Origin of the sequence: Actinophytocola sp. (genome assembly GCF_045807065.1) — a bacterium.
In the GTDB taxonomy this organism is placed as follows: Bacteria; Actinomycetota; Actinomycetes; order Mycobacteriales; family Pseudonocardiaceae; genus Actinophytocola.
In genome coordinates this window covers 1-12,888 of sequence record NZ_JBJMIE010000040.1, presented here as the reverse complement: position 1 = coordinate 12,888, position 12,888 = coordinate 1, and the positions used below count along the sequence as shown (strand labels likewise).

Genomic DNA, 12,888 nt, shown 5'->3' with positions numbered 1-12,888 from the left:
GCACCTCCAGACCGGGCAGCGGCCTGCCGTCGCTGTGCGCGGACCAGTCCTGCGGGTCGTCGGCACGCACCGCCGTGCCCACCACGTTCTCGGTCATGCCCCAGACCGCGCGCAGCGGCACGCCGAACGTCTCCCGCACCATCGACACCATGTCGGACGGAATCGTCGCGCCACCGACCATGACGGTGCGCAGCGAGGTCAGATCGCGGGGCCGCTCGCGCTGGGCGGCCATGAGCTCGGCGAGGTGCGGCGGGGAGGTCAGCAGCCGGGTCGCGTCCGCACGCGCCATCAGGTCGAGCATGCGGTCGGGGTCGGCGACGTCCTGGAACACGCCGGCGCCACCGGTCAGCAGCACCCCGAACACCGACCACAGCGGGCCCGCGACGTGGCTCAACCTCATCGTGGACACGGCTCGGTCCGCTCCCGGTGCCCGCATCGCCTCCGCCGTGAGCCCGCTGGTGCCGGCGTAGATCGTGTTGCAGGTGTGCAGCACCCCCTTGGACTCACCGGTGCTGCCTGACGTGAACAGCACCACCGACGGCTGGTCCGGGGCCACGGGCGACAGCGAGGAGAGGTCCGGGTCCGGCCGGTTGGTGAAGCACTCGTGGAAGTCCGCCGCGCCGGTGTCCGCGGCATCCCCGAACACGACCCGCTGCCGCAACCCCGGCAGCCGTGGCGCCATCTCGGCGAGCGCCCGCGCGTGACCGTAGCCGGCCCAGGTGTCCACCGTGACGCAGACCCGTGCCCCCGTCCTGGCCAGCACCTGCTCGATCTCCCTGGCGCGCAGGTGGGGCACGATCGGCTGGGCGACCGCACCGACCCGCAGACACGCCAGCAACAACGCCACCGTCTCCCACCAGTCCGGCAACTGGAAGGCGACCACGTCACCGGCCCGCACACCGAAGTCGTCGAGGCCGCCCGCGATGCGCCGGACAAGTTGGTCGAACTCGCGGTAGGAAACCACTCGTACCATGCGGTCACCGGCACGACCGTTGATCATCGCCGGCTCGTCCGGGCACGTGTCCACCAACTCCGCCAGGTCGTCGAGGAAAGTGGTGTCCCGCCACCAACCGTTGTTCCGGTAATGCCGCGCCAGCTCGGGATCAATCGAGGGTCGAACAAAGGTCGTCATTTCTGCAGCCTCCACGGAGTTCCAGGACCAACTGCGACACCCCCAAAAATTTTCTGCACCACGCTAGCGGGTCTTCCGCAGCCACGACCAGAGATACTCTGTTCGAACCCAACGCCTGGTACGTCGGCAGGCCATGCGAATACACCGACAGAGGTACACCAGATTGGGCAACTAATCCTCGATGTTCGATATCCGAGTATTCGGAAATGCAAAGCCTCCGCGCAACCACCCTCGCGAATCCTCGAGCCGGTGTCATCTGCCATCGTCTGGTTTGGAACTGGGCGCCAGTCCAGCCCGTGCCCGGCATGTAGGTCATCGATGCCGAGTTCGAGGACACGGCGGTGGTCGCGCGGGTCGATCGCGTCGGCGTGGTGTCGCCGGTGGCCTCGTCGTTATGGGCGGGGATCTCGATGTTTGAGGGTCTCGCGCCTGGCGGCTACTAGGGCGTAGCTGGTGAGAGCCACGGCCCCGGTGCCGGCGAGCGCCCACTGCGGGCCGGCGTGCTGTGTGATCGGGCCGGCGATCGCGGAGCCCAGGGCGGTGCCGGCGGCGGACGCGCTGACCAACCAGGTGTATGCCTCGGCCAGGGAGTCAGCCGGGGCGAGGTCGTCGAGCAGGAGGTACGCCGAGATCATCCTCGGTGCGTAGGCGAGGCCCACGAACGCCAGCAGCACACCGAGTTGCGTGACGGTGGTCGCCAAGGCGAGCGGGGCCGCCGCGGCGGCGAACAGCCCCGCGAGCCACAGGTAGCGACGATCGGCGTCAGAGGTCCACGTGCGGCCGCCGTAGAGTAGGCCGCTGGCCATACTGCTGGCGGCCATGACCGCCAGGAGCGTCCCGGCAGACTCACCGTCTGGGCCCTGCGTGAAGGCGGGCACGGCGATGTAGAGCATGCCGACCACCATCCCGGCGGCCAGCAGGGTCAGCACCAGCGTGCGCATCCCCGGTGTGCTCAGTGCACCGAGCAGGCTCGAACCCCGGGCAGGGCGTCCCGTGGCGGCACGCGAGGCCGTGGCCGTGGCGAAGACAGTGGTCCCGGTGAGCGCGGCGACCTCGGCGAAGACCAGGATCGCCATCGGCGGGGCGACCAACAACAGTGCGGAGGCGATCAGCGGGCCGGCCACTGAGATGAGGTCCTCCAGCAGGGCTTGCAGCGCGTACGCGGCGGGCAGGTCACGCGCCGATCGCACCAGCGTCGGCCATATCTGTCGCATCGATCCGCCGAGTGTCGAACTCGTCGCGCCCACCATGGCCACCAGCGGGATCACGATCAGAGTGCTCGGTTTGGCCCACACTGCCAGGAGGAAGGCGGTCATCGTCGTGGCCTGGACCACGACGAGGGGGATCAAGGTGTGGGACTGTCCCCAACGGTCGACCGCTCGCCCTCGGAACGGGGCGCTGCACGTGATGCCGAGCATGAGCGCGGCCAGCGCTGCGCCCGCGGCCGAGTACGAACCCGAGTGCTGATGCAGCACGAACACGATGCCCAAGGGAAACATCCCGTTGGGCAGTCGGCCGACGAACATCGCCGCGACCAGACGCGGTGTCCTCGGAGTCCGCAGAACCCGGAGATACCCGCCGTAAATGTGCCAACCCGCGGATGTCACAAGAGCCTCCTGAAGTCACTCAGCCGAAAGTGACCTCAGGGCTTTTGTCCCGTTAGTTGCGGCGCGGGCACGCCCGACGCTGGCATCGCTTGGTCGCGGACCTCGCGCCGCCATGACCTCGATGCCGGCTGGAGCGGAACCCTAGATGCAACGGTGTCGATCTTACCACTGCCGCTTGCGCCTGTAGGGCGCGTCCAGTCCAGGAGATACCGTCCCGGTGGTGCCTGGACGGGTGTGCGCCGCAGGATCGCCTTCGAGTTCGCGGTGGGCGCCGTCGAGTCGCACCCGCCGCAGGTAGCTCATCGGGGTCCTGTCCAAGTGGCGGCGAAACGCGGCCTGCACACACCCGCCGACATCACTACGGCCTGACAGCCGCCAAAGCCGCCGACCGACGCACCGTGCTCACCGACGCCCGCCGCGGACACCCACACCGACGATCGTGACGTCACGCCACGCCGGGTACCGCGGCAGCGAAGCCCCCAGCTTGTCGTGAATGGACAGTCTGCCCTCGGCCTCCAACTGGAGCACCACCACAGACGTGAAAGCCTTGGTGTTGCTCCCTGTCTGCCACAACGCTCGTCATCGTCGCCCCTTCATCGGTCGAACTCGGTGACGACGACGTCAGGGACAACCGGCCCACGGGAGAATCGAGCCAACCCCCATGCCGATGACATGCCGGCATGTCATCGGGCAGCATGACGAGCGCCGTTCGCTCGGTATCGGCACCGTGGGGCGGGGTCAGCGCAGGATGACCAGTGGCTGGTCGCGTTCGGTGTGGAGCCGCCACAGTTCCTGGGCCACCGTGTCCGGTTCGTGCCGGGCTCCGGGTCCGATCGGTCCGACCACCGTGACCTGCGCGACGTGCACGCCCTCGTGGGTGAGCGCGTCGTGGAGCATGCGCGTGTAGGCCGACTCGGCCGCATAGGCGATGCCAGAGACCGCGCGGTCGCGGTGTGGTTCGACGGCGGCGCCGCCAGTGGTGAACAGCAGGGTGCCGTGTCCCTTCTGGCGCATGTCCGGCAAGACCGTGCGGACGGCCGCCACGGCGGCGACGACGTTCAGCGCCAGCGCGCCGGCGACGTCCGACGGCCCGGTGTCGAGCACTGGCTTGATCCACGCCACGCTCGGCCGCGGGCTGAACAGCACCGCCTCGATCGGGCCGAGTCGCTCGCGCAGCGCGCCCAGCGCCGCCGCGAGGGCCCGCGTGTCGGTGACGTCCGCGGTCTCGGCCGCTGTCGTGAGGCCCTCGGCGGCCAGCTCGGCGGCCAAGTCCCGCAGGTGCTCCGCGCTGCGCGCGATCAGTCCGACGGGATGTCCCTCGCAGCCGAACCGGCGGGCCGCCGCGGCGCCCAGGCCCGGCCCGGCCCCGATCACGACGAACGCACCCGTGCCGCTCACGCCTCCTCCAGGTCCACGCTCGTGGTCAGTGCCTCGTTGCCGTCGATCTCGCGTCGCATCCGGTCCAGGTGGGCGCGTGCTCCGGCGAGCGCGTCGGAGCCGAGCAGCAGCCGCAGGGGCGGCGTGTCCATGTCCACGACCGCGGCGATCGCCGCGGCGGCCCGTGCCGGGTCGCCAGGCTGGCGGCCGGACACGGCCAACGTGGCGTCGCGACGCTTGCCCGCGGTCTGCTCGTAGTCGTCCAGGCGCGTCGGGGACTGCCGCATCGACGCCCCTGCCCATCGGGTGCGCAGGCCACCCGGCTCGACGATCGTCACCGCGATGCCGAGTGGCGCGAGCTCCGCGGCCAGCGACTCCGACAGGCCCTCCAGGGCGAACTTGGTGGCGTGGTAGTAGCCGGTCGCCGCGAAGGCCGCCAGACCTCCGAAGGACGAGACGTTGACGATCCGTCCCGAGCGGCGGGCCCGCATGCCGGGCAGCACGGCCTTGAGGACCGTCACCACGCCGTGCACGTTGGTCTCGTACAGGGCGCGGACCGCGGCGTTCTCGCCCTCTTCGATGGCGGCCAGGTAGCCGTGACCGGCGTTGTTCACGAGGACGTCGACGCGACCGAACGTCTCTTCGCAGGCCTGGACGGCCGAGGCCACCGACGCGGGGTCGGTGACGTCCAACCGCAGCGCCAGCGCGCGGTCGCCGTGTCCGTCGGCGAGATCGGTCACGGTCGCGCGGTCGCGGGCGGTGACCGCGACCCGATCACCCCGCCCAAGGGCGTGCTCGGCCAGGGCGCGGCCCAGACCGCTGGAGCATCCGGTGATCAGCCACACCGGCGGTTGGCGTGTTTCGTTCGACATGCCTCCATGGCACCAGCGGACCCGCAGGCGTGCCACGCCCCCTTGAGGGTGGCTCCCGCAGGGTCAGCTTCGCCGTGGCGCACGAGTGGCCAGGCCCGCGAAAAGCGGTAAAATCACACTGGATGGCACCTGACGACAACCGGCTCGGCTCCTTCCTCCGCGGTCGCCGGGAGAAGATCGACGCCGCGTCCGCCGGCGTCGTCGCCACCACGCGACGGCGCATCACGGGGCTGCGCCGCGAGGAGCTGGCGCTGCTGGCCGGGCTCAGCCCGTCCTACTACACCCGCATCGAGCAGGGCCGTGACCGGCATCCCTCCCGCGAGATCCTCGAAGCCCTGGCCCGCGCGCTGCGGCTGGACGACACCGAGCGGACCTACCTGTGGTCCCTCGCGATGCCGGCGCTGGCCCCGGCCGACCCCCACGCAATCCCTGCCCCGACCGTTCGGCCGGGGGTGCTGCACCTGCTGGAGCGCTGGGCCGACCTGCCCGCCTTCGTCGTCGGCCCCAACCGGGACGTGCTGGCCGGCACCGCGCTCGCCGCCCGAGTCAACCCGGCGTGGAGCCCCGGATGCAACCTGATCGAGTTCACCTTCCTCGACCCGCGCGCACGGGAGGTCTACCCCGACTGGGACGACATCAGCCTGCAAGCCGTGGCCGGCCTGCGCGCCACCGCGGCCACGCACCACGCCGAACTCACCGCGTTCGTGGCAAGCATGCGCGAGCGTAGCGACACGTTCCGGGCGCTGTGGGACTCCCACGACGTGTACGACCGCGTGGTAGGCGAAAAACGGCTGCGGGTCGACGGCATCGGCGTCCTCCGCCTCAGTTTCGAGACCTTCGCGCTCGCTGGACCCGAGGACCATGTGCTGTACGTGTACTACCCCCAACCCGGCAGCACAGACGACGAAGCACTGCGCGGCCTCGTCTGAGCACGCCCGGTCGCTGACATTCCGTCCCACGCCGTTGGGGCACACCCCGCCACCACACAGCCGCCCAGTCCTCAGTCCGGCTCGCCGAACCCCACGCGCCCTCACCCGAACAGCCCTCACGCCAACAACCACGGCCATCCCGCCGAGGACGCTCACTCAATCGGCGACAACGTACCCGAACTGCGTCGGCACACAACGCTGTGGAAATGAAGACCGCGGTCTACACGCGACAGACCTGTCCCTCGAAACGAGCCATTCCAACGGTGTGCGGACTGTTCCCGTCCTCGTCCGCCTTTGTCCAGACCTCGGCGACGGCTCCTTCAAGTCCACCATGTTCCACCACTTCCTTCCTTTCACAGTGTCTCCACCAGAGTGGCCGCACGCGCTTGCTCCACGGCGACAGCGACGTCCTCCTCGGTGAGGTCGGCGTTGGGAGTCGCGGCCGCCGTCACACCCGACGCCGCGGACTGCGTCACGCCGGCGGCGACATCCGCGATGTTGCCCGCCACCGACAGCGACGAAGTCAACAGACGCCGCCCCGGTGACCGACAAGCCCTCCCAGGTGTGCCGAAGATTCGACTCGATCCGATGAGTACAGCCGAGTTCGTGGCCTATCTCCGCGACGCGGTCAAGTCAAAAGGCTCTGAAGTGAGCGAAAGGCAGGCCCCCGGTCGGCACCACCTGCGGCACGGAGCCTCCGTGAGCACGCCGACGAGGTCCGTTCGTGAAAGGCATCAGGCGGCGGTTCGGAGTTCGGCGATCTGGAGGAAGCCGGTAGGGGTGTTGGGGGCGCGGCTGGTCATGACGAGCCTGATCCGGGTGGTGCGGACCGGGTCGAAGGTGATCGTGGTGGGCTGGTTGGACGCGGTCGCCCAGGTGATTCGGACGTTCCGGGCCGGGAGGAACCTCCGACCGTCCCAGTAGGACAGTGCGACGCCGGCGGGGAGGGCTCGAGCTGTGTCGATGGTGAAGTACGCGGTGGCGGTGCTCAACGCCTGGGGGTGTGGCCAGGAGACCGATACCCAGTCCTGCTGGTGCGCCGCGCTGACCGCGGGGAGCAGCGCGGTGGCTGCCTTGCGGTAGAAGTTGGACCAGCCACCGCTGGCGGTGTTGCCGTCCAGCATGGCTGCCGGAAGCGTGTTCGGTGCACCCGAGAAGCTGGCGTCCGCGGTGGGACCGCCTGACACTGCTTCATCCACTGGGGACACCGCGACGGCGGGTGCGGTGTCAGCGGTGCGGTCTCGGCCGGAGGACGTGGCGCGTACGGTCACCCGTCCGGTGCGCAGGCCTGGCGAGTTGGCCGTGATCGTGATCGGCCCGGCCCGGTCGCTGGACTGTACGATGGCGAGCGCCTTGCCGGCCCACGCCGTTCTGGTGGTGGACTTGTAGTTCTCAGCGCTTTCCTGGCGGCCGTTGTCCAGTCCGACCAGTCGTCCGTTGTGGACGGTGAAGGTGATCGGGTTGACCGCGCTCGGCACCACGGTGCCGGCCCGGTCCACCACGTCGACGGTGACGAACGAAAGCGAGGTGCCGTCGGCGGTGATCCTGCGCTTGTCCGGAGTCAGGCGCAGGCCTTCGGGAGCTCCGGCGGTGACGACCTCGTCGCTTGCCACGACGTGCCCGCCACGCTTGGCCACGGCGACCAGCTTGCCCGGCGCGTACGGCACCTCCCAGGTCAGGTGCAGCTTGCCCGCGCTGCCGCCCGGACTGGTGTAGCTGCCGGGGAACGGGCCGGTGGTGACGTTCTTGTCGTCCCCCGTCGCCTCGGTGGTCTCCAGGTACGCCCGACCGTCGGCGGTCGTCTTGTGATCGAACGTGCGCACACCGAGGGACCTGCCGTTCAGGAACAGCTCCACAGTGTCCACTGTGGAGTATGCCCACACGGTGACCGGTTCGCCGGGCTGGTGGTCGGTCCAGTTCATCGGCACCAGGTGCACCATCGGCTCGGTGGTCCACTGGCTCTGGAACGCGTAGAAGGCGTCCTTGGGGAAGCCGGCGGTGTCCACCGCGCCGAAGAACGAGGCCTTCACCGGGAACACGTCGTACGGGGTGGGCTCGCCGATGTAGTCCATGCCCGACCACAGGAACTGGCCGGCGAAGTACTTGCGGTCGCGGTCCTTCTTCAGGCCGTACTCGGCGCTCATCGTCCAGGACGCCAGGTTGTTGTCGTAGGAGGAGGTGCCGCGCATGCCCGGGGTGTAGTTCTCCCCGGTGTTGAGCAGGTGCGGATCCTGGTACACACCACGGGTGGAGGTCTCGGAGGAGGACTCCGACTCGAAGAAGAACTTGTCGGGATAACGCGCGTGCAGCGCGTCCACCGAACCGGCGGTGTTGTAGTTCAGCCCCATGCCATCCAGAAGAGCCAGGATCTGGTCCTGGGCCGAACCCGGCGCCGGCACGCTGCGGTACTTGTCCGACCCCATGACGATCGGCCGCGTGGTGTCGACCGCCTTCACGTCGGCGATCAGGCGCCGCGCGATCGGCACGCCGACGGCCGTGTTCGTCGAGTCCGGGATCTCGTTGCCGATCGACCACAGCACCACGGCCGGGGAGTTCTTGGCCGCATGCACCATCTCGGCGACGTCGGCGTCGCTGTTCGCGTCGAAGAACCGCCCATAGTCGAACTGGACCTTCGGGGTGCGCCAGGTGTCGAACGCCTCGACCATCATCACGATGCCCAACTCCTCGCAGACCTCGATCATCTCCGGTGAGGGTGGGTTGTGCGAGGTGCGGAAGCTGTTCACGCCCATGCTCTTCATGATCTTCATCTGTCGCAGCAGCGCGTCCTTGTTGACCGCCGCGCCGAGGGCCCCGAGATCGTGGTGCAGGTCGACGCCGTTGAGCTTGGTGGGCACCCCGTTGAGGGAGAAGCCCTCGTTCGGGTCGAAGTCGAACCAGCGGATGCCGAACCGCGTGCTGGTGCGGTCCACCACCCGGCCGGCGACGACGATCTCGGTCCGCAGCCTGTACAGGTAGGGCTTCTCGATCGACCACAGCCTCGGACGGTCCACCCGCAGGTCGACCCCGCCGGTCCGCGCCTCCCCACCGAGCTGGAGCTCCGTCCTGCGCGACGCCACCGTACGACCGCTCGCATCAGTCACGGTGGACACGACGGTGGCCTGGGTGGCGCCGCGCTCGCTGACCGCCGTGGTCTGGGCGTGCACGGTGGCGAAGCCGGACCCGATGGTGCCGGCCACGTCCGGGGTGGTCACGTAGACACCGTGCCGGACCACGTGCACCGGGTCGGTGACGACGAGGTGCACGTTGCGGTAGATGCCGCTGCCGGAGTACCAACGGCTGCTGGGCAGCTGGTTGCGCACGCGCACCGCGATCACGTTGGCCGTGCGGCCGTCGGTGTGCGCGAACGGGGTCAGGTCGACCGCGAAGCCGGTGTAGCCGTAGGCGTGGTTGGCCGCTTCCTGCCCGTTGACGAAGACCGTGGAGTCCATGTAGACGCCGTCGAACTCGACCGTGATCCGCTTGCCCGTCGTGGACCTGGGCAGCGTGAACGTCTTGCGGTACCAGCCGAGCCCGCCCTGCAGGAAACCGGTGCCGCTGGTGGTCCCGCCCTCGGGCGTCGGGTCGAGCTCGATGCTCCAGTCATGCGGCACGCTGACCGTGCGCCACGCCGAGTCGTCGTAGTCCGGATCCTGCGCGTGCGCGAACGCTCCGGTCGGATCCGTGATGCCGGTCCTATTGGCCAGGGCGAACTTCCAGCCCGCGCCGAAACCATCCGCTGCCGCGACGGGGGCCGCCGCGGCGCCGGTCACCGGGCCGATCACGAGCGCGCCGCCAAGGATCACGACCAGGAGTCCACCGAACAGTCTGCGCTCCACGGCACTCTCCACAAGTTCGAACGCGATGCCGAACGATCTAGACAAGACTCGACAAGAACAAACCGGAGTATTTCCGCGCAGTAACCAACTGTCAACGCCGGATCACAGATTCGACAGTTATTCGACAGCATCCGACCGCTGGCGGACACCTGACCAGGCCCCTGTACAGGTCGACCACGGGAAGGCGTCCTCGCCGGCCGCCGCGGCGAGGTCGTCGACCGGCTCGTAGGTCTGTCACTCACCTGGCGCTGACCCCGTCCTGGTGTCCCGCGTCCGCCTCGTCGAGGTTGAGGGTGCTGGAGCGGCCGGTGAGCTTGCGAATCGTGAGCAGGACGATGCCGACCGCGAGCCAGATGAGGCCGCCGATCTTGGCCGGGGTGCCGGCGTTGACGAGGACGTAGCCGATGATCACGAAACCGACCAGTGGGACCACGAGGTGCATGCCGTAGGTGCGCTGGCGCTTCTTGATCAAGTGGTAGACCGCGACGGACACGTGCAGCAGCAGGAACGCGACCAGGGCGCCGAAGTTGACCAGGGTCGACAGGAAGCCGATCTGGCCGACGAAGACGAGGCTCAGGAACAGGCTGAGCGCGGCGACCAGGAGCACGGCGCGGTCGGGGACGCCGCGGCCGGGGCTGATGTGGGCGAGGAACTTCGGCAGGGTGCGGTCGCGGCCCATGGAGTAGAGCAGCCGTGAGGTGGCGGCCTGCGCGACGAGACTGTTGGCCACGGCGGCGGCCAGCGCCACGGTGACCGCCATGACGACCAGCATCCAGTGCCCGGCGGCCGCCTCCGAGAGGTCGTAGAAGGCGCTGTTGGTGGCGTCTTCGGTGTCGAACTGGGTCCGGCCGGGGACCAGCAGCGCGGCCAGGTAGGTCTGGGCCACGAACAGCAGCGCGACCATGCACAGCGACAGCACGGTGGCGCGACCGATCAGCTTGGTGTCGCCGGAGACCTCCTCGGACAGCGTCGAGATCGCGTCGAAACCCAGGAACGACAACACGGCGATCGACAGCGCGCCGAACATCAGACTGGGGGTGAACTCGTCGGCGTTGAAGAACGGGGTGAGCGACCAGTGCGCGCCGTTGGCGCCCTTGCCGATAGCGATCACCGCGAATACCACGAACATCGCCAGGATCACCAGCTCACCGATGAGGAACGCGAGGTTGACCCACGCGGCGAACCGGATGCCGGCCAGGTTCACCACGGTGTTGAACACCACGAAGATGATCACCCATACCTGTTGCGGCACACCGGGAACCACCGTCGCGAGTGCGACCGCGCCCGTGACGTAGAGCAAGGTCGGCACCAGCAGGTAGTCGAGCAGGATGGCCCAGCCCGCGATGAACCCTGCCGAGTCACCGATCCCCCGCCCGGCGTAGGAGTACACCGAGCCGGCCACCGGGAACGCCCGGCTCATCGTGCGGTACGACAACGCCGTGAAGAGCATGGCGACCAGGCCGATGAGGTAGGTCAGCGGCACCATGCCGTGGGAGGCGTTGAACACCAGGCCGAAGATGGCGAACGGGGCGATGGGCACCATGAACACCAGGCCGTAGACCAGGAGGTCCCACAAGCTCAGCGACCGGTGCAACTCCTGCTGGTAACCGAACTTGCGCAGTTCGGCCTCGGGCGAGGGCTGCGGTGACGGCGCGCTCGACGACGCGCCGGTCGGCTGGTTCGGGATGGTGTCGCCGGCCATGGCTCACTCCCCCGCCGCGTCGAGGGAGTCGAGGAACCCCGTGACCAGCGGCATGAACCGGCCGGGGTCCTCCACCTGCGGCATATGGCTGCAGCCGGGGAGGATCTCCCAGCGGGCTTCCGGAATCCGCTCTTGGTAGGGCCGTACGGTGTCCGGCGCGGCCTCGTCGAACTCGCCGCTGACGATCAGCGCCGGCACCGCCACCGAGCCGAGCCTGTCTACAATGGACCAGTCGCGCAGGCTGCCGATGACGTGGAACTCGCTCGGCCCGTTCATGGCCAGGTACACCGTCGGGTCGTCGTCGATCGCGGCGAACGTCCGCTCGACTTCGGGCGGCCACGGCACGACGCGACACACGTGCCGGTCGTAGAAGAACCGCATGGCGCGCTGGTAGTCCTCGCTGTCGGTGGTGCCGGCCTCCTCGTGCGCCCGGAGTACGTCGTCCACCCCGGGCGGGAGCTCGGCGCGCAGCCGGCCGGCGGCGGCGACCCAGAGTTCCATCGACGCCGGCGAGTCGCAGATCACCAGCCCACGCAGGCCGGCCGGACGCAGCGTCGCGTGCTCGGCCGCGAGCATGCCACCCCAGGACTGACCCAGCACATGGTAGCGCCCGGCGATTCCCAGAGTGTCCACAAGAGACTCAAGCTCGTCCAGGAACAGTCGCACGGTCCAGAATTCCGGCGGCTTGTTCCGCAGGTGCGTCGACCGGCCGTTACCCACCTGATCGTAGTGGATCACCGGACGGCCGGTGTCGACTACCGCCGCGATCGACAGGAGGTAGTCGTGCACACATCCCGGCCCGCCGTGCAGCACCACGAGCGGGGCCTTGTCCGAGGTGAGTTCCCCGGTGATGCGGTACCAGGTCTGGTAGTCGCCGAACTTCGCCATACCTTCGGTCACGGGCGCCATGAGAGCCTCCGTCGCAGGATCCCCCGAAAATCACCCTGCTCCGCGCGCGACCCCCCGACAAGACCCATTCGGGGATTGCCGTGAAAAGCATCTTGTCACGCGACCGAGTCCAGGCGTTCGCGTCGGCCTCGGTCAGTTCCAGCGCCGCGCCCGCGATCGCCTCGTCCACGTGCTCGACCCTGCGAACGCCCACGATGGGGAGTGGCGGCCGGAGTGCACGCCGGCGAGCCGGGTCGGCACGACCCGGTCGCGGTTGGCGCTGGTCTCGGCGGCGACGCCTGTGGCCAAGTCGGTTGTGGGTCTGGAGGTTGCGGCCTGCGGTGGCTCGGGCGCACCGGGCTGCGGGTCTGTTCACCGGGTGGTGCTGTAGGCGGCCATGAACATGTCCAGCAGGTCGTCGACCGTGTTCTCGTCGATGAGGCGGGTTGGAGGTGATTGCCGCGGTGCGCGCGGTCCACTGTTGGTGGCCGTGAGAGTCCCGTGCCCATCTCATGGGACGGGCACGGGATTCTCATTCCGTCGGG

General features: G+C 69.0%; 10 protein-coding genes. 1 reads left to right on the top strand and 9 read right to left on the bottom strand.

Annotation, left to right across the window (positions count from 1 at the left end; translation table 11 throughout):
* From ACJ73U_RS02285 to ACJ73U_RS02265, 5 genes are all read right to left on the bottom strand, one after another.
* Positions 1-1,132, bottom strand: a 1,132-nt coding sequence (locus tag ACJ73U_RS02285) for an AMP-binding protein (protein WP_407775805.1), incomplete at its 3' end; no start/stop codon positions are given.
* 392 nt (positions 1,133-1,524) lie between these two features.
* A complete protein-coding gene (locus ACJ73U_RS02280) occupies positions 1,525-2,658 on the bottom strand; it encodes an MFS transporter (RefSeq protein WP_407775804.1) in 1,134 nt (377 codons plus the stop codon).
* A gap of 483 nt (positions 2,659-3,141) precedes the next feature.
* Entirely contained in the window at positions 3,142-3,312 is a 171-nt protein-coding gene (locus tag ACJ73U_RS02275) for a serine hydrolase (RefSeq protein ID WP_407775803.1), read from the bottom strand.
* 165 nt (positions 3,313-3,477) lie between these two features.
* On the bottom strand, positions 3,478-4,137 hold the full coding sequence (locus tag ACJ73U_RS02270) for an SDR family NAD(P)-dependent oxidoreductase (RefSeq protein ID WP_407775802.1): 660 nt from the start codon (positions 4,135-4,137) through the stop codon (positions 3,478-3,480).
* The gene (locus ACJ73U_RS02265; RefSeq protein WP_407775801.1) at positions 4,134-4,988 is read right to left on the bottom strand and encodes an oxidoreductase; all 855 of its coding nucleotides are present in this window, start codon (positions 4,986-4,988) and stop codon (positions 4,134-4,136) included. Before ACJ73U_RS02265 ends, ACJ73U_RS02270 begins: the two co-directional genes overlap by 4 nt.
* 122 nt (positions 4,989-5,110) lie before the next feature.
* On the opposite strand from ACJ73U_RS02265, the gene ACJ73U_RS02260 reads away from it, so the two are divergent.
* Positions 5,111-5,917, top strand: a complete 807-nt coding sequence (locus ACJ73U_RS02260; RefSeq protein WP_407775800.1) for a helix-turn-helix domain-containing protein — start codon at positions 5,111-5,113, stop codon at positions 5,915-5,917.
* Between the two features lie 353 nt (positions 5,918-6,270).
* On the opposite strand, the gene ACJ73U_RS02255 is transcribed toward ACJ73U_RS02260, so the two are convergent.
* From ACJ73U_RS02255 to ACJ73U_RS02240, 4 genes are all read right to left on the bottom strand, one after another.
* On the bottom strand, positions 6,271-6,444 hold the full coding sequence (locus tag ACJ73U_RS02255) for a hypothetical protein (RefSeq protein ID WP_407775799.1): 174 nt from the start codon (positions 6,442-6,444) through the stop codon (positions 6,271-6,273).
* A gap of 207 nt (positions 6,445-6,651) precedes the next feature.
* Complete coding sequence (locus ACJ73U_RS02250; protein ID WP_407775798.1) at positions 6,652-9,753, bottom strand: glycoside hydrolase family 2 TIM barrel-domain containing protein; 3,102 nt, start codon at positions 9,751-9,753, stop codon at positions 6,652-6,654.
* Positions 9,754-9,991: 238 nt separating this feature from the next.
* A complete protein-coding gene (locus ACJ73U_RS02245) occupies positions 9,992-11,455 on the bottom strand; it encodes an APC family permease (protein WP_407775797.1) in 1,464 nt (487 codons plus the stop codon).
* A gap of 3 nt (positions 11,456-11,458) precedes the next feature.
* Positions 11,459-12,364, bottom strand: coding sequence for a proline iminopeptidase-family hydrolase (locus ACJ73U_RS02240; protein WP_407775796.1), 906 nt, complete (start codon positions 12,362-12,364; stop codon positions 11,459-11,461).
* Positions 12,365-12,888: the final 524 nt, after the last annotated feature.